This window comes from Roseivirga sp. 4D4 (genome assembly GCF_001747095.1).
Taxonomy (GTDB): domain Bacteria; phylum Bacteroidota; class Bacteroidia; order Cytophagales; family Cyclobacteriaceae; genus Roseivirga.
The window spans coordinates 3,719,031-3,741,860 of record NZ_MDGP01000001.1 but is presented as its reverse complement, the minus strand read 5'-3'; the positions used below and the strand labels follow the sequence as shown (position 1 = coordinate 3,741,860).

Annotated in this window: 17 protein-coding genes; 9 read left to right on the top strand and 8 right to left on the bottom strand. The window is 41.6% G+C overall.

Annotation, left to right across the window (positions count from 1 at the left end; all coding sequences use genetic code 11):
- The 6 genes from BFP97_RS16295 to BFP97_RS16270 all read left to right on the top strand — a co-directional run bounded on the left by BFP97_RS16295 (position 1) and on the right by BFP97_RS16270 (position 5,677).
- The gene (locus tag BFP97_RS16295) at positions 1-903 is read left to right on the top strand and encodes a MerR family transcriptional regulator (RefSeq protein ID WP_069843439.1); all 903 of its coding nucleotides are present in this window, start codon (positions 1-3) and stop codon (positions 901-903) included.
- A gap of 247 nt (positions 904-1,150) precedes the next feature.
- On the top strand, positions 1,151-1,657 hold the full coding sequence (locus BFP97_RS16290) for an RNA polymerase sigma factor (RefSeq protein ID WP_069843438.1): 507 nt from the start codon (positions 1,151-1,153) through the stop codon (positions 1,655-1,657).
- A gap of 16 nt (positions 1,658-1,673) precedes the next feature.
- Positions 1,674-3,149, top strand: a complete 1,476-nt coding sequence (locus BFP97_RS16285) for a phytoene desaturase family protein (protein WP_069843437.1) — start codon at positions 1,674-1,676, stop codon at positions 3,147-3,149.
- A 30-nt stretch (positions 3,150-3,179) separates the two neighbouring features.
- A complete protein-coding gene (locus tag BFP97_RS16280; RefSeq protein WP_410527948.1) occupies positions 3,180-4,016 on the top strand; it encodes a phytoene/squalene synthase family protein in 837 nt (278 codons plus the stop codon).
- Positions 4,017-4,102: 86 nt separating this feature from the next.
- Complete coding sequence (locus BFP97_RS16275; protein WP_069843435.1) at positions 4,103-4,948, top strand: 4-hydroxy-3-methylbut-2-enyl diphosphate reductase; 846 nt, start codon at positions 4,103-4,105, stop codon at positions 4,946-4,948.
- A 15-nt stretch (positions 4,949-4,963) separates the two neighbouring features.
- Positions 4,964-5,677 (top strand): fatty acid desaturase, encoded by a 714-nt coding sequence (locus BFP97_RS16270; RefSeq protein ID WP_069843434.1) that lies wholly within the window; start codon positions 4,964-4,966, stop codon positions 5,675-5,677.
- Between the two features lie 53 nt (positions 5,678-5,730).
- Here BFP97_RS16270 and BFP97_RS16265 read toward each other — a convergent pair whose 3' ends face one another.
- The 3 genes from BFP97_RS16265 to BFP97_RS16255 form a co-directional block, all read right to left on the bottom strand.
- Positions 5,731-6,405, bottom strand: coding sequence for an ABC transporter ATP-binding protein (locus BFP97_RS16265; protein WP_069843433.1), 675 nt, complete (start codon positions 6,403-6,405; stop codon positions 5,731-5,733).
- A gap of 140 nt (positions 6,406-6,545) precedes the next feature.
- Complete coding sequence (locus BFP97_RS16260) at positions 6,546-8,945, bottom strand: ABC transporter permease (RefSeq protein ID WP_069843432.1); 2,400 nt, start codon at positions 8,943-8,945, stop codon at positions 6,546-6,548.
- A 35-nt stretch (positions 8,946-8,980) separates the two neighbouring features.
- Positions 8,981-10,204, bottom strand: coding sequence for a Pycsar system effector family protein (locus BFP97_RS16255; protein WP_069843431.1), 1,224 nt, complete (start codon positions 10,202-10,204; stop codon positions 8,981-8,983).
- A 128-nt stretch (positions 10,205-10,332) separates the two neighbouring features.
- On the opposite strand from BFP97_RS16255, the gene BFP97_RS16250 reads away from it, so the two are divergent.
- Entirely contained in the window at positions 10,333-11,163 is an 831-nt protein-coding gene (locus BFP97_RS16250) for an SdiA-regulated domain-containing protein (protein WP_069843430.1), read from the top strand.
- Positions 11,164-11,279: 116 nt separating this feature from the next.
- Positions 11,280-14,960 (top strand): BamA/TamA family outer membrane protein, encoded by a 3,681-nt coding sequence (locus BFP97_RS16245; RefSeq protein WP_069843429.1) that lies wholly within the window; start codon positions 11,280-11,282, stop codon positions 14,958-14,960.
- Here BFP97_RS16245 and BFP97_RS16240 read toward each other — a convergent pair.
- Positions 14,957-17,992 (bottom strand): PAS domain S-box protein, encoded by a 3,036-nt coding sequence (locus BFP97_RS16240; protein WP_069843428.1) that lies wholly within the window; start codon positions 17,990-17,992, stop codon positions 14,957-14,959. The two genes, BFP97_RS16245 and BFP97_RS16240, sit on opposite strands and share 4 nt — an antisense overlap.
- Before the next feature lie 112 nt (positions 17,993-18,104).
- Here BFP97_RS16240 and BFP97_RS16235 point away from each other — a divergent pair, with 112 nt between their 5' ends.
- Positions 18,105-18,875 (top strand): LytR/AlgR family response regulator transcription factor, encoded by a 771-nt coding sequence (locus BFP97_RS16235; RefSeq protein WP_069843427.1) that lies wholly within the window; start codon positions 18,105-18,107, stop codon positions 18,873-18,875.
- Here BFP97_RS16235 and BFP97_RS16230 read toward each other — a convergent pair whose 3' ends face one another.
- The 4 genes from BFP97_RS16230 to BFP97_RS16215 all read right to left on the bottom strand — a co-directional run bounded on the left by BFP97_RS16230 (position 18,876) and on the right by BFP97_RS16215 (position 22,704).
- Entirely contained in the window at positions 18,876-19,793 is a 918-nt protein-coding gene (locus BFP97_RS16230) for a hypothetical protein (protein ID WP_139135340.1), read from the bottom strand.
- Between the two features lie 80 nt (positions 19,794-19,873).
- Positions 19,874-20,290, bottom strand: a complete 417-nt coding sequence (locus BFP97_RS16225) for a c-type cytochrome (RefSeq protein ID WP_069844357.1) — start codon at positions 20,288-20,290, stop codon at positions 19,874-19,876.
- An 89-nt stretch (positions 20,291-20,379) separates the two neighbouring features.
- Positions 20,380-21,612 carry a diaminopimelate decarboxylase gene (lysA, locus tag BFP97_RS16220; RefSeq protein WP_069843426.1) on the bottom strand — a complete coding sequence of 411 codons (1,233 nt, stop codon included), beginning with the start codon at positions 21,610-21,612 and terminating at the stop codon, positions 20,380-20,382.
- Positions 21,613-21,708: 96 nt separating this feature from the next.
- Positions 21,709-22,704: a T9SS type A sorting domain-containing protein gene (locus BFP97_RS16215; RefSeq protein ID WP_069843425.1), complete on the bottom strand. Its 996-nt coding sequence runs from the start codon at positions 22,702-22,704 to the stop codon at positions 21,709-21,711.
- Positions 22,705-22,830: the final 126 nt, after the last annotated feature.

The following is a 22,830-nucleotide window of genomic DNA, read 5'->3' as shown; positions in this document are numbered from 1 at the left end:
GTGGCAAAGTATTCGATAAAAGATTTAGAACATCTATCAGGCATAAAGGCCCACACTTTGCGTATTTGGGAGCAGCGATATAGTCTGATCAACCCAAAGCGCACCGATACCAATATCCGATATTACGATCAAGAGGACCTTAAACTAGTCCTGAACGTCTCTCTACTCAAAGAGAATGGCTATAAGATTTCAAAGATTGCCGATATGTCTCGAGAAGAGATGTCAGAGGCGGTTTTGATGGTTACTGAGAAAACTACTAGTCATGCGGATCAAATCTACGCTCTAACGCTATCAATGATTGATCTGGACGAACAACGCTTTGAAAAGATAATTTCATCCAATACGTTGAAACATGGATTCGAAAGAACCATGCTCAATATCATCTACCCTTTCTTGTCAAAAATTGGCATCATGTGGATGACAGATTCTATCAACCCTGCCCAAGAGCATTTCATTTCTCATTTGATTAGACAAAAACTCATCGTTGCTATAGATGGTCAATACCCTTCGGTAGATGTCAATGCTAAAAAGTATATGATGTTTTTGCCTGAGAAAGAATTGCATGAGCTAAGTCTCCTATTTGCAAACTTCTTAGTAAGAGCCAGGGATTGTAAGAGTATATATTTAGGGCAGGACATGCCTTTCCATGATCTTCATGTAGCGCATGAACTCTACAAGCCTGATTACCTGCTAACCATTATCACCTCTAGAGATGCTAATATATCTCCTCAGGACTACGTCAATAACCTGTCTGAACGGTTTCCTGAAACAACCATTTTAGTTTCGGGTGGCCAAATCATCGGTCAAGACCTTGATTTGAATGATAACATCGTTCAAATCGCCAACCCTAATCATTTGATCTCATTCATAGAGGAAAATGTATCCCAGCCCGTGGGCAAGTAAAGTCAAATTATCTTTACATTTTGTTAAACACTTCTCGTTTTTATTGAAACGACCTGACTTTGTTCAACTTTTCAGATAACCGAATTCATTCCTTTTGTTTAACACATTAACAGCTTAAACATCATAAAAAGGGTCATTTTTCTCGTAACCTATATTTTTGTTTAACGTTACACCTAAATAATTACACAAAATTGTTTGGTTCTTGTTTAATGTTTCTCAATATTTGTTTAACAAAAATCTCTAAGCTATGACTACTTTAGAATTCAGTTACTCATTATCTCAGATGACCAAGTCTTTAAAACCTTTTGCCATGAAATTGACAAAAGATACTGACGATGCGAATGACTTACTTCAAGAAACCTTGATGAAGGCTTATAATAATAGAGACAAGTTTTCTGAAGGAACAAACCTAAAGGCATGGCTTTATACTATTATGAAAAACACTTTTATTACCAACTATCAAAGAATGGTAAGGAGAGGTACTTTCATTGATACCACTGATAACCTTCATTTTATCAATTCTAGTGACACGCGTATCGAAAATAAAGCGGCTGGTAACTTTGCACTAAAGGATATTAATGAGGCCATTGACAGATTAGACGAAGTTTATAAGACTCCATTTATGATGTACTTCAGAGGTTTTAAGTATCATGAAATCGCAGACAGATTAGAGATTCCTATTGGCACTGTAAAGAATAGAATCCACATCGCCAGAAAACAATTAAAAGAAAAGCTACGAACATATAGAGCCTAAGGCTAGTTTAGCCCTCATGCATAAAAAGAAGGCGCTGGTTATAGGTTCAGGTTTTGCAGGATTATCTGCGGCCATCAATCTGGCATCAAAGAATTTTGATGTTACTGTTTTAGAGAAAAATACTACCATTGGGGGTAGAGCTCGACACTTTAGTGAGTCGGGCTTTTCTTTTGATATGGGTCCGAGTTGGTACTGGATGCCAGATGTTTTTGAGTCCTTCTTCAACAAATTCGGTAAGTCAGTTTCAGACTACTATGAACTCATCCGGCTTGACCCAAGCTATCAAGTGATTTACGAAGGGGGTGATTTCATGCCGATCCCCGCTCAAATGTCTGAGCTCGAGGCTTTATTTGAGTCCATCGAAACAGGAGCAGGCTCACAACTTCGAGCCTTCCTAAAACAAGCCGCATACAAGTACGAAGTTGGTATCAATAAGCTCGTCTATAAACCGGGTAGGTCTTTGACTGAATTTGCCAGTCTGAAACTTCTGGTTGATGTCATACGAATGGACGTTTTCCAATCCATGAGCAAACATGTACGCAAGTTCTTCAAGCACCCCAAGCTTATACAGCTAATGGAGTTTCCTGTATTATTTCTGGGGGCTCTTCCTGAAAACACGCCTGCCCTATATAGCTTAATGAATTATGCAGATATGTCATTAGGCACCTGGTATCCCAAAGGTGGAATGCACAAGATTGTAGAGGCTCTGGGCTCTCTTGCCGAAGAAATGGGAGTAACCCTGCTTACCGATCATGAGGTGCAGAAAATCAATCATCAAAACGGGAAAGCCACTTCCGTGACTACAAATCACGGAGAAATATCAGCAGATGTGATCATTGCTGGTGCAGATTACCATCATGTAGAAACCAAATTGTTAGATCAGGGAACACGCAACTATTCAGACCAATACTGGCAAAAACGTGTTATGGCACCTTCTTCCCTCCTCTATTATGTTGGTCTGAATAAGAAGCTTGACGGACTTTTACATCACAACCTTTTCTTTGATACAGACTTTACGCCTCACGCCCACGATATTTATACTGATCCGAAATGGCCGGAAAAACCACTTTTCTATGCCTCGTTGACTTCTAAGACAGATGACACTGTTGCACCTGAAGGCTGTGAAAACTTATTCCTACTTATTCCTGTGGCACCTGGCTTGGAAGAAACTGAGGAGATCAGGGAGAAGTACTTCGATATGATTGTGAAGAGAATGGAAGAGCATACTGGGCAATCCATTAGCGAGCACATTATATACAAAAGAAGCTTTGCTCATCGAGACTTTATAAAGGACTATAATTCCTTCAAAGGCAATGCCTACGGCTTGGCAAACACCTTAACCCAAACAGCCATATTAAAGCCATCCTTAAAGTCTAAAAAACTCAAAAATCTCTATTACACAGGGCAATTGACGGTACCAGGTCCAGGGGTTCCCCCAAGTCTCATCTCTGGAATAGTCGTGGCCGATGAGGTCGAGAAAGATATGTTTTAAACCAGAACTACTTTTATTAGTTACTTTTAAATGATGGAATTATTTGATCAGACGACCCTTGAGTGCAGCAAGCTTATCACACAGCGCTACAGCACTTCATTTACTTTGGGTATTAAAACGCTTGGTAAGAAATTCCATTACCCTATTTATGCCATCTATGGTTTTGTGCGTTATGCCGATGAAATCGTAGACACCTTTCATGATCATGACAAGGCTGAATTGCTTGCCCGATTCAAAAAAGATACCTATCAGGCCATTGAGGAAGGCATAAGCCTCAACCCCGTCCTCCACTCTTTTCAGATGGTGGTCAACGAATACAATCTGGATCATGCCCTGATTGAGGCTTTCTTGCACAGCATGGAAATGGATTTGGACGAAACCACCTATGACAAAGCCGGCTACGAGGAATATATCTATGGCTCTGCCGAGGTTGTTGGTTTGATGTGTCTGCAAGTTTTTTGTGAAGGCGACAAGGACATGTATCAGGAACTGCTACCTCCTGCCAAAAGTCTGGGTTCGGCATTCCAGAAAGTGAATTTTATTCGGGATATCAAAAGTGATTTTGAAGATCGTGGCCGAGTATACTTCCCGGGTGTCGACTTTGAAACCTTCTCTCAACAGAGTAAAGAGGTCATTGAAGCAGACATTCAAAAGGACTTTGATGACGCATTGATCGGCATAAAAAAACTACCAAAGGGAGCACAAACTGGTGTATTGCTCGCTTACAAGTATTACCTCAAGCTTTTCAAGAAAATCAAGAATTGTCCTTCGGCCAAAATCAAGGAACAACGCATTAGAATCCCCAATTCAAGGAAGATGAGCATTCTGCTCGAAACGTATTTTCAGCAAGCGCTTAAAGCGGGTTAAAAATCCAAAACGAGATTTCAACTCGTATTTAGCATAGAATTAATATTCGATCGCAAACATAATTCGCATCTCAAGGTTATTTCTTTATGTTCAACCTCAACGTTGATATTGACATCAATTCTGGCTTCTGTTTTGGCGTAGTGTATGCTATAGAAATGGCGGAAGATATATTGAAGGAGGATGGTCAATTATATTGCCTTGGGGACATTGTCCATAATGACGAGGAGGTCAAACGGCTTGAGCAGAAAGGTTTGGAGATTATCAACCATGAACAACTCCAGCACATTAAGGACAGCAAAGTACTGATCCGTGCCCACGGAGAGCCACCAAGTACTTATCAATTAGCACTAGAGAACAATATTGAACTGATCGATGCTTCTTGCCCAGTAGTCTTGAAGCTTCAAAACAGGATCAAGAACTCTTACGATAAAGAAGAGACCATATACATTTATGGCAAGCATGGCCATGCAGAAGTGGTTGGCTTGCTAGGTCAAACCAATAACAATGCCGTAGTATTCCAAGATCTTGAAGAGCTTGATCTAGAAGAGTTGCCGAGAGAAATCACCCTCTATAGTCAGACTACAAAGAGCACCGATAAATTCTACGAAATCAATGAGATACTTCGTGAAAATGGTATTTCTGTGAAGACAAATGACACCATCTGTCGTCAAGTTTCAAACCGAGACAAGGAATTGAGAAATTTCGCGACCAATTTTGATGTGATTGTTTTTGTAAGCGGTACCAAGTCCTCTAATGGTAAAGTCCTCTACAAAGTGTGCAAGGAACAGAATAAACGCACCTATTTCGTATCGTCTATTGAAGATGTAAAAGCCGAGTGGTTCGGCATGAACGAAAGCGTTGGTATCTGTGGTGCTACTTCCACTCCGATGTGGCTAATGGAAGACATCAAAGGCCATCTTCAAAAACTTTAATACGTAAATTCGAGCGTGAGTAAGTCAAAGCCACATCTTGGGGTAATCATTGCATTGGCCATTATTGCACTATGGTTTACGAGCTTAGTGTTCGGTTTACAGTGGACCATTGACTACCAGTCACCAATACTCTATATCTCAATACTGGTACAAACCCATTTGTATACAGGGCTTTTCATTACAGCACATGATGCTATGCATGGAACGGTCTCGAAGAACAAGGCGGTTAACAAAGCTTTTGGGCAAGTGACGGCCCTACTATTCTCCTACAATTTTTATCATCGTCTGTTTCCAAAGCATCATGAGCACCATAAGTTTGTAGCTACAGATAAGGACCCTGACTATCATAATGGCAGCTTCTTTCCTTGGTATTTCAGCTTTCTGAAACAGTATATCACCTGGCAGCAGATTGTCTTAATGGCCATCACTTTCAACCTGCTCAAACTATTTTTACCCGTTGAAAACCTCATTCTGATCTGGATGCTCCCTGGTGTATTGGCCACCTTTCAATTGTTCTATTTTGGGACATACCTTCCGCACAGAGGCCATCACAATGCAGAAAATATTCACAAATCACGCAGTCAAAAACTCAACCATTTATGGGCATTTTTGACCTGTTACTTCTTTGGTTATCACTATGAACACCATGCTTCGCCCGGCACTCCTTGGTGGCAGCTTTATAAGACTAAGGAGCAGTTCGATCAAAGTGGTTACCCCACCAAGTCATAAAAAAAACCACCCCATCATTGGAGTGGCTTTAAAATATTCTTCAGTGCTAAATCTTAGTGCCTATCGTCTCTATCAAGACCACCATCTACTAAGTTGATGGTACGCTTTCCGTAAGCCGCATTGTCTTTAGAGTGCGTCACCTGAATAATGGTCATACCCTCTTCATTTAACTTTTGGAAAAGCTCCATGATTTCTTCAGCCTGATCAGAGTGTAAGTTTCCTGTCGGTTCATCGGCAAGTAATAGCTTAGGCTGACCAATTAACGCCCTTGCAACACCCACTAATTGCTGCTGACCACCGGAGAGCTGCTCTGGAAATAGGTCTTTCTTCGCCACCATTTGGAAACGATCCAGCATTTCTGCCACTAGACTTTTTCTCTCTGATGACTTCACACCTTTATACAAAAGAGGCGTTTCTATGTTTTCATAAACCGTCAATTCATCAATCAAGTGATAGGCTTGAAATACAAAGCCGATATGATGTTTATGGAGTTCAGAACGCTTACGTTCCTTCATTTTGTGGATGGGTTCATCGAAGAAGTAGTACTCACCTTGAGAAGGTTCATCCAACATACCGATGATATTCATCAAAGTAGACTTACCTGCTCCACTGGGGCCCATAATGGTTACGAATTCCCCCTGCTCGATTTCCAAATCGATCCCCTTAAGAATAAAGGTTCTCTGATATTTAGAATCGATGTATTTATCAATGTCTTGTAGTTTTATCATTTCTCTTGATTAATGTTTTGACCTCAATGCATTTACCAATTTATATGCCAATAGCGAATATATTGATTTTAGGCTTTAGGCGAAGAATACCCACTTGAAATATGTACACTTTCGATCACCCTTGTTCGATTATGACACTCTTATTCTGACCTCAAAGCCTTCACAGGATTAGATATCGCTGCCATACAGGTTTTGTAACTCACGGTGAGCAAAGCTATGACCAAAGCCCCCAAACCAGCCACTAGAAAAGTAGTCACTGTGATGTCAACCGCAAAGGCAAAGTTTTGCAGCCACCAGTTGGTTAAATAATAAGCCGCTGGCGAAGCAATCAAGATTGCCAGTACAATCAGCGTGGCAAAATCCTTGGAAAGCAAAAACAGCACTTGCCCCAATGAAGCCCCCAAAACCTTTCTAACACCAATTTCTTTGACTCTTTGTTCAGTGGAGAAGGAAGCCAAACCGAATAAACCAAGACAGGCTATGCCGATCGCCAAGAAGGCAAAATAGATAATGATCTGACTGAGCTCTTCTTCTGAACTATATAGGGCATTCAGATCTTCGTCTAGAAAAGAGTATTCGAAGGGTTGAGCTGGAGCAAATTTGGCCCAAAGTTCTTCTACATGTCGTATCGTTTCTGAGGCATCCACATCTCCCAACTTGATGAACAAGTGCTGATAATTGGGCAGAAAGTTCGCATAAAAACAGGACTCTGTTTTTCGTTGCAGTGGCTCGAAATTGATGTTGTCAATCATTCCAATAATTCGCTTACGCTCCCACTGTCCTTGAAAGTTTTGAACTTCTATCATCTTACCCACAGGATCTTCTAAGTTGAGTTCACGTGCCGCCTGCCGGTTAACAATAATTGCGGCAGTCGAGTCAGTCGGTGTATTCGAGTCAAAGTCTCTACCATCCACGATCTCAATTTCCATGGTACTCATGTAGTCGAAGTCGATATTAATTCCGGCCAGGTTAAGCCCACCTTCGTCATCGATCACTGTTTCCGACTTGACGAACATTATTGGTCTGAGCCCTCCAGGTTTGCTCAGCGTGGCAGTGACTGCCTCTACATTGGGATGACTCACCAGCTCATTCTTAAAGGTATTTAGCTGAGGAGTGATCGCCTGATTCGTGTTTGAAACCACCAGAATGTTCTCCTTCTGAAAACCCAAAGACTTATTTTTCATGAAGCTAAGCTGATTGTAAACCATAGTGGTACCAATCATCATCACAATGGAGATCACAAACTGAAAAACAACCAGGGCCTTTCTAAAGAAACCCGAGCTTCCCATTCCCGGAACGAGCTTCCCTTTTAAAACAATAGCAGGCCTAAATGCCGAAAGAAACAATGCAGGGTAAATTCCCGACCCAAAACCAATGATTAAGAGGACGCCACCCAGTAGTCCTATCACCTCTAAGTCCAGGAGCATGTCCAAGGTCAAGGACTTATTTATATACGTTCCGAATGGTCCCAAGAGTAAGGCCACTATTCCTACCGAAAGTAGCGTTGCGATTAATGTGAGCATGATCGACTCGCTTAGGAACTGACTGACTAATTGTTTTTTATAGGCTCCTAATACTTTTCGAATACCTACCTCTTGGGCTCTTCGCGCCGATCGTGCAGTGGCCAGGTTCATATAGTTGATTCCTGCGATCAACAATACAAAAACTGCAATGGCTGAAAAGATATAGACTACATCCATGCTGCCATTGGGTACAATTTCATTCCTCAGATTTGACTTTAGATGGATGTCTTCAAAAGCCGTCAAATCGGGGTTGACAATATTTTGCTGCTCCTTATTCACATTCTTATCCCTCAAGTCGAGCATGGTGGCCATCACCTTTGAAGCGTGAATCGGATCGGTCAACTTGATGAAAGTGTAGAAGCCCTGACCGTTCCAGTTATTTAAGCCGTTGCCCAGGCTTCTGAGTGTCTCTATGGATAGCAGAATCTGGAATTGAATATGGGAGTTCTGAGGAACGTCCTTCAAAAGACCCGTTACCACATAGTTGATTTCGTTGTTCCCCTTTACCTTGAATTCTTTACCAATGACATCCAGCGTACCGAAATATCTCATGGCTGCTGTTTCGGTAAAAACAGCCGTATTCGGATTATCAAGCACCTCAGATCTGTCACCCCTTAATAATTGAAAATTGAAGAACTCAAGGAAGGTACTATCGGCAAAGAAGTGGTCTTCTTCTTTGAACAACTCCGTTTCGACTTCAATGATAATTTGCTGACCCGCTCCACCAAGGCGTGTAAAAGCATTGACCTCAGGCATTTCATTCAATAGGGCTGGGCCAAAGGCAGAAGCGGTGGTTGGGTACTTGTAGTTACCACTTGATAATCGAAGCTCATTATTGATCCGAAAGATCTTCTCTGTTTCTGAATGAAATTTATCGTAGCTCAGCTCATACCTGACCACTAGTACGATCATCAAGAAGGCCGTAATACCCAGTGTCAAGCCAAGAATATTGACCCCTGCGTAACCAGGATTTTTTCGAATGGTACGGAGAACGATTAAAAAGTAATTCTTTAGCATAGCCTTGGACTTAGGCTAACTAAGCTAAGCTTTTTCTAAAAAGTGTAAAAGCCAGTTTGTTCCTGCGGTGGAAACATGAGCATCGCCACTACGAAAGCCACGATGGACAATACAAAACCGATCATAAATGTGGTATAGCAAAGCCTCAGCAGCTTATACTTCTTGCCCAGCACAACACCCAGGAAGTAGATGTCCTTGATCATACTGCCATAGAGATATTCGCCATCTTTCATCATTTCTTTCATACCCCACTCGTAACGATCCAGTCGCATTTTGTGAAAGTTTCCGAAGAAAAGGAGGTTAGTTTTTCTGCCCAAGACGTCATCATCGGTGAAGACACCCGAAGACACATTAGGTCGAGTCGCCAAAATCGCCAATACAATGGCCGCCAAACAAACCACTACTAACATGATGGTCGGCACGACAAGGTTTGGGTATTCGTAAAGCTTTCTAATAAGAACAGACACCACCACCGACAAAATGATTGTGTTTACCGAAATCATGATATTGGCCTTATTGTCTGCCATAGCACTGAGTTCCAGGTGATTTTTGGAGGTGGTACGGAACATTGTTTCAACACCCCTGTCAGGTTTAAGCGCAACCTTTCCCTCAAGTTTTAGAATCTTGGCTTCCAGTTGCTCTACATATTTTTTATCCTTCTTAGCCTTTTTATGAGCTTTCTTTATCGAGGCTAGGTTTTGGTCTTTTATCGGCTGCAATTTTGTCTTAGCATAAGGGGTGAAAAACTCATGATCCTTGAAGAATTCAAAGTTCATCTCATTCCAGGTCTCTGTGTCAATGGTTTCCTCCTTCATCATCTCTACCTCTTTGTGCATCTTTTCTGACATCATTTGATAGTCATTGCACGCGAGGTGATGTAGGTCTGCATCGCATAAAACCTGCTCAATAAGACTCTTTGGATTTTGAGGCATTTTTGTTGCCTCAATGCAGCCAACAATTGTGGCAATCTGTTCGGCTGGGTATGATTTTGACTCTAAATAAGCCTTTGCAATCTCACAACTCGTAGTCTCATGATTTGCACAGCCCTGTTTATATCCAGTATCATGAAACCAAGCCGCAATGGTCACCATTTCGACTTCATCATCTGAGAGGCCACTTTCGCGACCGATCATTTCTGCAGCCTTGACTACACGTTCGGTATGGTAGTCATCGTGGTACACAAACTTTTTTGGAATCTCGTTTTTCAAGATACCTTTTGCGTATTCTTCGATCTCTACTAAAATATTATTGCCTGCCACAGAATTGGATATAAAGCTTATAAATATAATGGGCTCATTTTAAATTACATACAATGAACGATTTAGTTATTACCGACATCATTCTACTTACTATGAATCATTACATGCGTATTTTTGTTCCATAAGCCATGAAAGAAACGTTAAGGATCGTCTTTATTTTATTCTCGTTAGCAATTTATTCCAAGTCTTTTGCACAGGCAGATAGTGTCTTTGCCTATGATTTGATGGACCCTGATGAAATATACATTCTTCCTGAGTATCTGGAGGAAGTTTCAGCATTGTCATTCTATGAAGATAATCAGCTGGCCATGCTTAATGATGAGCAAGGAAGAATGTACGTGTATGACCTTGAATCTAGAAAAGTGGTGCATAGGGTAAGGTTTCATGGGGATGGCGATTTCGAGGGCATCGAGCGTGTTGGCGATTATATATATGCAATAAAAAGTAATGGCAAACTCTACCGTTTCAACGTACACATGGAGGGCGTGGTGGAAGAAATAAAAACTCCATTTGACTCTGGGAATAATGTGGAAGGTTTGGGACATGATCCGCATACCGATCACCTGCTTATTGCCTTAAAGGAAGATGGGGATATAAAAGGTGTTGACGTCAAAGGAAAGGCGATTTATAGCTTCCATTTACCTACCGAAAGTTTTCAAAAAACTCCTCGCCATGTCATCCAAGACAAAGAGCTAAAACGAGTCGTAGGTAGTAAATTTAAGTTCAAACCTTCTGCAGTAGCTGTTCACCCCACAACTGGAGAAGTCTATGTGCTCTCTTTTGTCCAGCGATCGCTCTTGGTATTTGATGCTGAAGGAAAACCCAAGCACTTGACAAAATTGAAAGGCAGCCTATTTCCTCAACCTGAAGGCATTGCCTTCATGCCGAATGGCGACTTGTTTATTTCGAATGAGGTGGAAGGCGAGGGTGGCACCATTTTAAAATTCGTTAGTAATTAAGCATTTATACCGTGCCTATCAGGCCTAATTGTTATCTTCATTAATACTCAGTATTAAGCTCAATGAATTTTTTTGTTGAAATACGAGTTTAGAAGCATATCCTTACCTCAATACAAATGAACCGATATCTCCTCACCTTCCTAATACTTATCTGCATAGTTGGTAATTCTTATGCCTTCCAGCAAGACCCTGTTTACTCTGTATTTCTAGTCGGTGATGCAGGAGAACCTTATGAGAATCCTGTACTCACAAAGTTGAAAGATGAGCTTGCTAAAATTGGAGATAAAGGCGCTGTTATCTATCTGGGAGATAACATTTACCCGAAAGGTTTGCCACCAGTTGGACATCCATTGAGAGGTGAGGCTGAAATTGCAATTGACGGACAAATAGAGGCTGTCAGAGATTTTAAAGGAAGAAGAGTATTCATCCCGGGAAATCATGACTGGGCACAAGGAAGGGCTTACGGTTTAGAATGGCTCAACATACAGGAAGAGTACGTTGAAAATGCACTTGACAGTACTGATGTTTGGCTACCGACTGGCGGATGCCCAGGTCCATTTGAGGTGGAGCTCACTGACAAAATCACACTTATCACAATGGACACTCAGTGGTTTCTGCACAAGGGTAAGAAACCCACCGAGGCGTGTGGAGTTAACAATCTCACAGATGTGGCAGCTCTATTTCAGGATGCCCTCTTGAGGAATGCGCACAAAAAAGTAATAGTAGCGTCTCATCATCCTATGTATACCTATGGCATTCACGGAGGAGTCTTTAGTGCCAAAGACCACATTTTCCCATTAACCGCCTCTAAAAGTATCCCAAAACCAATCTCATATATTCCGCTGCCCATTATTGGATCGATTTACCCCCTATACAGAAAGTGGTTTGGCAATATTCAAGATACTCCACACCCACAATACAAGCGATTTAGAGATGGCATGGTGCAATTAATGTCTCAGCATCCTGACATTGTACATGTGGCGGGACATGAGCATGCACTTGAACATATTGAAAAGGAAGGGATGCATTTTGTTGTAAGTGGTGCTGGTGCTAAGAACAATGCTCGCGTAAAGCAAAAAGGCGATGCACAGTTTGCCTCCAATACAATGGGTTATGCGCGTCTGGATTACTTTGCTAACGGTCAGACCAAACTGAGTTTCTTTACTCCAGATCAAGGCAATGTAAAAGAACTATACACAGATGTGATCTCTCAAAGACCCTTTGCTCCTGCTCCGGAAGACTTAATGGCAAGGTTTAGCCGAATATCTTTTGCAGGTCAGGATACGCTATTTTCGGCTAGCAAGAAGTATATAGGAAGATCGAAGTTTCACAAATCTCTGCTTGGGGAAAACTACCGAAAAGAATGGGCTACGGAAATGAGGTTCCCGATCTTTGATATTGCCACAGAAAAGGGAGGATTGCGTATTCTCAAAAAAGGTGGTGGTCACCAAACAACCTCTCTTAGGCTTGAAGCGGAAGATGGAAAGCAATATGTCTTGCGATCCATGGACAAAAACCCTGCTTTGACCTTACCTCCGGAACTGCGAAATACATTTATCAAAAGTGTAGTACAGGATGGTATTTCAGCATCTCACCCCTATGCCCCATTAGTCGTTCCTGCATTGGCAGATGCGGCTGGTATTTTCCATGCTAATCCTAAAATCGTTTTTATACCGGATGATCCACGTTTTGGGATATACCGCAGAGAATTAGCCAACTCACTGGCCCTTTTTGAAGAGCGAGTCAATAAGAAACAGGTCAAAGAAGAGATGTTCGGTGCAGGAGATGATGTTATTTCAAGCCCGGACCTGTACATCAAGCTAAGAAAAGATAATGACAACAAGGTGGACGAAGACTTTGTGGTTCGCAATCGACTATTCGATATGTGGCTTGGTGATTGGGATCGACATGACGATCAATGGCGATGGATTGAGTATGACAAGAAAGACGATAAAAACATCTATCAACCTGTTCCTCGTGACCGTGACCAGGTATTTTTTGCAGGAGAAGGTGCTTTTAAAAAGCTCGCAGCATCTAAATGGGCGCAACCTGCTTTCAAAGGTTTCGAAGAAAACATTAGCTATACACCATCCTACGGTTTTTACCGAATCCGTTGGTTCGATCGTTACTTCATGACCGAGCCCTCATTGGAAGATTGGCTAAAACAGGCCAATGAATTGAAAGCAGCGCTGACAGATGAGGTAATAGAATCGGCTATTAAGTCCTGGCCGAAAGAAATCTATGATCTGCGTGGGGAAGAAATCATTCGCAAGCTCAAAAACAGAAGGGATAGATTCCCGGAATGGGCAGCCGACTATTACAAGTTTATTTCCAAAGGTGTAGATGTCCGAGGCAGCGATAAACGAGAATACTTTGTTGTGGAGCGAGTTGACGATGAGCATACCAAAGTGACCATGTACAAAATCTCTAGAAAGGGGAAAAGAGATGAAGTGCTGTATCAAAGAACTTTCAATAGCTCAGTCACGGATGAAATAAGACTATTTGGTTTCGGTGGAGAAGACGAATTTGAGGTAAAAGGAAATACCAATAAGGGCATTTTAGTGCGAATAATTGCTGGAGAGGGTGATGATATCATCACTGATGAAAGCACCGTGAACAAGGGAAAAAAGAAGACGATAGTCTATGATACACAAACCGGCACTCAGCTTACAGCTGGCAAGGAGACCAAAGACTTAAGATCAGATTCAGACCCGGCCATCAACCGGTATAACATGGAAGAGTTTGACTTTGATGTACGGATGCCATTGCTATCCTTTAACTTCAACCCTGATGACGGCTTGTTTCTAGGAGCGGGGTTCATGTTCAGAAAAGATGGGTTTAGAAAAGAACCGTTTGCTTCCAGTCAAAGCTTCACAGCCAATTATGCTTTGGCCACTTCTTCATACAATCTTGAGTATAGCGGAGAATTTACCGATGCCATTGGCAAGGCAGACTTTCTGCTCGATGCAAGTATCAAAGCCCCGAATTTTGTAAACAACTTCTTTGGCTTAGGTAATGAATCGATCTATGACGATGACATTGACCTCACTTTCTATCGTACCCGATTCACAGAGTTTGTAGTTAACCCATCGATCAACATCAATTTGGGAGACAAGGCCCATATCAACCTAGGTGCCCGTTACCAAAGCATAGACATTCAGAGAAGCCCGGATCGTTTTATCAATGACTTTGTTAATAACGGTCTCAATCCAAATGGGCTATTTGATGTCAAAGAATATGCTGGGGGGAGTATTGGGCTTCACTTTGACACTAAGGACAATGCGATTGTCCCCAAAAGAGGTATTACCTTCAATACAGAAGTGACCTACAATGGGGGATTGAACGATAACTCGAATAATAGCACACAGTGGAACTCAGATTTGACTTTCCGCTGGGCACTGGGAGCTTTCAGCAGAACTTCAATCGCCACAAGAGTGAATTACCAACGAAGTTTTGGAGACTTCGAGTTTTTCCAAGCAAGTAGACTTGATGGCTTCAATACGCTAAGAGGTTTTAGAAGATTTCGTTTTGCCGGAGAGAGCAGTTTTTCACATCAACTGGATCTAAGAGTGGATCTGTTTGAATGGAATAACTACATATTACCTTCTAAAGTTGGTTTGATCCTTTTCAACGACTTAGGACGCGTATGGGTAGATGGTGAAGACTCTGATACCCTTCACCATGGTTATGGCGGGGGTATTTACCTAACGCCCTTCAGCACTTTTGCTGTGAACATATTATTCGCAAAGTCAGAAGAAGCCTTCTTGCCCTTAGTGAAGTTTGGATTCTATTTCTAGTCTAAATCAGGAATAACAACGGTGAAGGTTGTGCCTTTATTGACTTTTGATTCATAGGTGATTGTACCACCATGCATCTCCACGAATTGTTTGACGATTACAAGCCCAAGACCGGTACCCTCAATGTCTCCGACATTTGAGGCACGTGAGAATGATTCAAAGAGCCCTTCTTGATCCTTTTTGGGAATACCTATTCCGAAGTCTCTCACTTGCAATTGAATCTCATCAGCCTCATAGAATATTGTCACTTCAGGGTCTTCTGCGCCCTGAGAATACTTAAGGGCATTATTAATCAAATTGGAGAGCACGTGACTGATCAGCTGACTGTCCAGTTTTACCTGCCGCTCCGCTCCCTCGGTATGAATGACGACTTTCCTATCCTTATAAGACACCGAATTTTCTAAAATCACCTGTTTCACAATGCCCGTAAGCGAAGTGATGTCCTTATTCAATCTGGCCTTACCGACATCGAGTCTACCGAGCGTAAATACGTCTTTCAAGAGAGAGTTCAGGCGTTCGAGCTCTGTTCGAATCCTCAATACATGTTTAGAAAGCTTGGTATCAACGGGTTCTTGTGTACTATCCAGATACATACTGATCAACTCGTTACTGGATTGGATAGTCGTAAGGGGTGTCCTAAACTCATGGGAGGCCATTGAGATAAAGCTTGATTTCAGTTTATTCAACTGGCGCTCCTTTTCGATCACCTTCATGATCTCCGAAATATCCCTCGTTGAGGTCTGAACAAACTTCGTTCGCCCATTTTCATCAAGCACGGCCGAAAGCGACACACCAACCCACAAATACTCGCCATTGGCCTGTTTCAATCTAATCGAAGATATGGTGTCTTTCCTCGTATTTTTGATAGTATCGATGAAGGCATCTCGGATTTTCTCCCTTTCCTCAGGATGAACAAGCCCGGCAAAGTCCTTGATGGCCATCGTTTCTTCGATCGTCAAGCCTAGCATTCGGTAGCAGGATGGCGATACAAAGGTCAGCTGTCCGTATAGGTCGTGTAGTGCGATAACGTCTCCTGAGTTCTCCGAAACCAATTTGTACTGCTCTTCCTGCTGTTTAAGCTTATCTTCCGTCAGCTTGCTCTCCGTAATATCTGTTTTGTTAGATCGGATATAGATCACATTGCCGCTATCGTCTAAGATGACACCTCCTGTGGCCTTTATCCATCTCCAGTTGCCTGATTTGTGCTTCAACCTAAAGGTGACAGCATCTTCTTTCGTTTTGTGCTTAACGACCTCTCCAATAACATCGGCCACCATACCCTGATCATCTGGATGAATAAATTCCAGAGTATTTCTACCCAGCATTTCATCAGGGTCATAGCCCATTTTATCCCTTATAGATGGTGACAAGAAAAGGTATTTACCTGTCGGATCCATCAAGGAAACAATATCGTTAGAATTCTCAGTGATGAGTTTGTAGCGCTCTTGACTTTCCTTAAGCTTGGTTTGAGCCTCGATCCGTTCTGTTACATTCCTTGTAGAAGTCTGTATGTAAATAGCGCGCCCGGTTTCGTCATCAAAAATGGCACCTACTATAGTTTCCAGCCACTCTGGTTTGGCTCCTTTGCTATAGGCTTTGTAAACAATTGAGCCTGTTTTATCTATCCCCTTGACTACATCAACCACTTTTTGTCTCATTAATGGTTGATAGTCTTCATGAACGAAATCGGAAAGATTTACATCCTTAAGTTCATCAGGTGAGTAGCCTAATACTTCTGTCGAAGAAGGACTGACAAAGACGAATTCCCCGCTGATTTTTTGAAGACAGATACAATCACTTGAGTTCTCGGAAATCAGCTTGTATTTAGCCTCACTTTCCTTAAGCTGTGATTGTGCCTCTTTTAAGGAGGTTATATTAGATAGCGAGCCAACCCCACGTTGAGGCTTGCCATTTTTATCATAAAGAATCCGAGCCTTAAAAAGCACCCAAATGATACGCCCCTCATTTGCAACAAAACGAATCTCCAGGGTCAAATCTCCTTCTTGATTGGCATATGCTTCAGAAAGAGTATCTAAAAATCCTTTTCTGTCTTCTTCATACAAATATTTACCTATCAATTCATCTGTTAACGGATTGTCTTCAGGCTCCAATTCCATGCCCGCCCAAAACTGTGGGGACAGGTAAGAATGCTTTGATCTAAAGTCATACTCCCAGATGACATCATTGGTACCTTCTACAGCCAGCTGATACCTTGCATTGCTTTCCTTGATCTCCCTCTCCAGGTTTTTACGAACCGTCACGTCTTGAAGAATGGTAATGAAACAGTTCTGGCTTTGAAAATCCAAAGGCATTGTTGAAGCACTTACCCAAAAGGACTCTCCTTTTCTATTCTTTAACAGGAGTTCATGGTTTTGAACATGACCATCCTTTCTGAGGTGTTTTATGTATGATTTTCTTCCTTCAAAATTCTCGTAGAACTGCACTGCCTTTTTACCCAGAAAATCTGAAGGGTTCATTTCATATACACTGAAGAGTATCTCATTGGCAAAAATGATTTTTCCTTCGTCTTTAGTCGAAATGAAGACTGGATCAGGAAGTGCATCAACAATACTCTTAAGCCTTTGCTGACTGAGCTCAAGGTTCATGCGAGACCTTCTAATACTATCGATATCTATGCTGATTCCATCAAGTCGTATCGGCTTACCTTCTTCGAAAAGTACACTTACACGGTCTCTAAAATATTTGTAGCCGTTGCCGTTTCTTTTGATCCTATAAGCATAGCTTGCAGAGCCGGTTCCCAAGGCATTTACTACCTCCTCCAGCACCCTATCACGATCTTCAGGGTGTATTAATTTTTGCCAGTCTTCAATAGTTTTAGGGGGAGGCTGATCACCCTCATTCGCTCCAAATTGATCGAAAGGATCATTGTGATAGTGTATTTCATAAGGCTCAGTCGTCAAGTTGATGGACCACACCGATTCACTCAGGTTGGAAACAACGGACGCTAAATCCATGTCTCTTACCTTCGCATCCGCAAAATCGTTTAAAGTATCTTTAAAAATGTTTTCCATCACAAATTACCCGTAGAGATATGAAATTCAGTATTTTTAAAATACTATTTTAATGGTATTAGGCCAATTAAAATATTAATTTCAGATATTCACCTAAACCAAAATTACTGATATGGAACAACCATACAGCCAAAGTCCACGCATCTTGATCGTTGAAGATGAGCCATTTATTGCGGAAAACCTGCAAGAAATGTTGAGTATTTTCGGTTATGACGATACTGAATTAGCGAACTCAGCCAACCAAGCCATCAAGGCCATAAAGAGCTCCAGACCGGATTTAGTACTACTAGATGTAAAGATTAAAGGAGATCAAGACGGAATCGAGCTTGGATCCATTATAAAAGAACAATACAAAGTACCCTTTGTATACATCACTTCATATTCCGACAAGGAAACCATTAACAGAGCCAAGCATACGCAACCTCTTGGGTTCATTGTAAAGCCATTCACCAAAGACGATGTTTATGCAGCTATTGAAGTAGCGCTTTTCAATAAGAACAGATTAGCAGCCAATGGCAGTGCTGATCGATTGATAGCTGCGAACCCAACGACCTACAGCAATGATTCCATCTTTGTCAAGAAGAAGAGTCTACTGGAAAAAATTAAGTATGAAAACCTCCACTGGATTGAGGCCGATGGTAACCATATTACCATTCACGCTGATGATGGTAGAGACTATACAATCAGAAAGTCCTTAAAAGAAATCACCGACAAATTGCCGAAAGACAGGTTTTTGAGAGTACACAAGTCATTTGTGGTGTTAGTTGATGCTGTGACGGCCATTGATACCAACTTTGTGTACCTGGGTGAGAAAAAGATTCCTATTGGTAGGTCATATTACAATGCATTTACGGCTACGCTCAATACCATTAGCGCTAGCTAATTAGTTGCGGTTGTAGTTATACAGGATCACCGGCTCATTATTCCCCGTTTCGCTAAGGGTAAAGTATGTCCCATTATCACTGTGCCATGCTATAGCTTCACCTTGAGGCTCTACCGTATAGGATAATCTGGCAGGTGTAGTCCCAAGTAAGTCTGAAATGCTTTCAGACCCTGACTTAGACCAGTGGTAAACGTTTAAATAGTTCTTGATAAGCACCTCATTCCCGTTGGGTGATATGTCGGCCGCGGTAACCATGGTAAAAGGTAATACCCTGAGCCTGTCAGCCGTATCCAACTGAGCTGTATTCTGCGGAAATGGCAGTGTATAAAGAATGACACTGGCTTCTCTTTTGGAGATGATATAGATATCACTTGTTGCTGGGTCAACCATGATGGCTTCTGCATCACGCGCATTCCCATCGTCATAAACATAAGATATAGCTTCCACACCCGATAGGGTGGATGTAGCGGGAATATCCTGTACTGTCAGATCAGGTTCTGGAACTCGGTAGATCGTATAGTTATCTCTCACAGCACGATTATCTCCAATATCAGCTGCATAAAGGTACTGCTCACCAACGGTCGGACCGGGACCGATAGCCAAATCCTCCCAATCAATATTTTGAGCACCATCTAAAACAAAACGACCTGAATCAGCACCAGCTTGCGTCATTAAGTATAGAAGTGGATCTCCTCCACTATCATTGTGAGACCAAATGTACAAGGAGTTCGACCTACTACTGGCCAAGCCAGAAGCTTCATTCAGGTCAGGAATCTGGATTTCACCCAGAGACTGCCGATCTGTAAACAGTGTTGAAAATTCTTGATTGTCAAGCTGTGGATTCGTGTCCTCTTCAGGGCTTTTGCAGCCATTGGCACAAAGCATTAAACAGAAAAAAGCAGCTAATAATTTCTTCATGATGTTTTTGATGGATTTTACAGACAGTCTGTACATCATTCCCTTTATTAACTGCGCTACATAAAGATTATTATAGGAACCTATTTCAAGCTGGCTCTCACCTTAGCAACTTTAGCCGCAGTAAGCGTAGACTTGGCCTTGTTACCCCAAGAATTCATGACATAGTTTAGAACGTCAGCAATATCCTTGTCGTTTAATCCACTTGCTGGCATTACCTGATTGTATTTTACCTCGTTAACTGTGATTTCACCCGACAAACCCTTGATCAAACTCTCAATGGCCCTATCGACATCTTCCATCAGGTAGTCGGATTTGGCTAATGGAGGGAACACATTCGGAATACCCTGACCACTATCCATATGACAAGCAATACATACAGCATTATAGGTACCTTTCCCGTCTTCCATGCTCTTTTTTAAGGCCGCATCCTGATCTTTGAAGCTGAAGGAAGCCATCATAATGCCTAGAAGAATAACGATTTGAACTGATTTTTTCATGAGTGTAACGCTTAGTCTATAGCTAGTTTTTGCTATGCTAAAATACTGATTTATCAATAGCAACAAGCAAAGTCCTTAAGACAGTTTGATTAAATATCAATCTCTACCAAGTTTCTTGTAAGGTCTTCGAAAACCTCTCTCTTTCTAATGAGGTGGGCCTTGCCTTCATAGATCAGCACTTCCGCAGGTCTCAAACGAGAATTGTAATTGGATGCCATACTGAAGGCATAAGCGCCAGCATTTTTAAAAGCAAGGATATCACCTTCCTTAACCTCGCCAAGTTTACGATCCAAACCGAAAGTATCCGTTTCGCAGATATAACCGACTATAGTATAGACCCTTTGGGTGCCTGTAGGATTAGATAGGTTTACGATCTCATGGTAGGCATCGTACATCATGGGCCTGATCAGGTGATTCATTCCTGAATCAACTCCCGCAAATACTGTTGCTGGAGTAGTCTTGACTACATTCGTTTTTACTAGAAACATTCCTGACTCACTTACCAAGAACTTTCCAGGTTCAAACCACATTTCTAGTTCTCTCCCATACTCCCGGCAGAAGTCTTGAAAGGAGGCACTTAACTTCTTGCCTAAATCTTCAATATCCGTTGTAATATCTCCTTCTTTATAGGCCACCTTAAAACCACTTCCGAAGTCTATAAACTGAAGGTTTTCGAAGTTTTTAGCCGCATCGTATAAGATATCCGCAGCTCTCAAAAATACTTCTGAATCCAGAATATCAGACCCCGTATGCATATGGAGTCCCACTACATTCAGGTTGTAGGTTTTCACCACACGCAAGATGTGAGTCATTTGGTAAATGGAGATGCCAAATTTTGAATCTGCATGACCCGTAGAGATCTTCTTGTTACCACCCGCCATGATATGCGGGTTCAGTCGAATGCAAACCGGTACCGAACCATGATACTCGTGACCAAATTGCTCAAGAAGCGAGATGTTGTCCAGGTTAATCATCACACCAATCTCAACGGCCTCTTTGATTTCTTCAAATGAAACACAATTCGGTGTATAGAGTATTTGTTCAGGCTCAAAACCGGCTCTTAAACCTAACTTCACTTCTTGAATGGAAACACAGTCTAATTCTGAGCCGTAGCTTTTCAATAGCTTCAGAATAGACAGATTAGTCAGTGATTTAGTGGCGTATTTGACCTTGAGTTTAACACCACTAAAAGCATTGTTAAGTCGGTCAAACTGATGCTTGATTTTTTCAGCATCATACACATAAAGCGGAGTACCATATTCATTGGCTAAATCAATCAAATCGACTCCCTGAACCTTGTATCTGTCGTTCTCTAAAAGCATTGCAATAAATTGAAGGCCAAATATAAGGGCTATAAAAAGAAAAAGAGGAAGCTTTCTGACAACTTCCTCTCCTCAACCAAAATGAAAGTATAAATGCTATTCTATAATCACCCTTTTTGTAAGGGCCTTGTTGTTTTGAACCACCTTCATAATATAAATCCCTTTACGCTGATCGCTTAGGTCTACACGAAAATCATATCTGCCATCTCTAGGGGACCCCGTTCTGTTATAGACCTCATTGCCATCAGGATCGATGATTGACACTTGAATGGCGGCATCGCTTCCAGTTTCTAGCTCTACATCAAAACGGCCATCGCTTGGGTTCGGGTAGAAGTTGATATCTCTCAACTCCAAGCCCTCCATATCATCCGTACCTGCAGCCTCCTTATCCTCATCTCGGGCAGACCGAATGAAAACCTTTACCCTGGAAATAACACGTACATCATCGTCATCATTACCAAAGCTAAATGAGCCGAAGGCATCATCATCCCAATCGCCAAAATCAAAGTCAAACATCATGTTGCCAAACTTATCTCTAAGTGCATCTCTCAACGAATCAATATCGTTCATTTCTTCTCCATTGAAGAAGAACCTGCCATTGTCATTTTTGAAATTGAAACGTTGCATCAATGAATCCATATCAAAAGCATCATCGTCAAAGCCAAAAGAGAAGGAACCCGGCCCAAAGCCTCTCATCATACCTCTAATGCTACTTCTCAGAGAATCCATATCGAAGTCATCATGGTTCCAAAAACTCTTGCCCGGGCCATTATGGAAGAAGAATTTAGGCTGACCCCCAAAACCTTTTCCAAACCCAAAAGAGTCAATATTGATTCCATATTTTTCTAAATCAGGATCGTTTTGCATCTCCTCATGTGAATCATATGTCTTTTCGAAAGTCGTCTCGTCATTACCTTTCTTGATAATAACTTTGAGTTTTACCTTGCCATCTTCCGTACTAGAAATAGAGACTGACTGACTTTCTTTGATGTTTTCATCTTGCGCCAAGGCGCTTTGATCTACCCCAATAAAAATCAACACTGCCAGTGCGATTGGGGAGATCATCTTTTTAAGTTGTTTTGACCAATTCATAATTTGATTCCTTTTAAAGTATTGATACAAACATATTTAGAAGTACTGCAAAAGGATGTTAAAGGGTAGTTAAACGATGTTAATAATTGTTAACCATGCATCTCGAGGCTATTAATTAGAGTACTT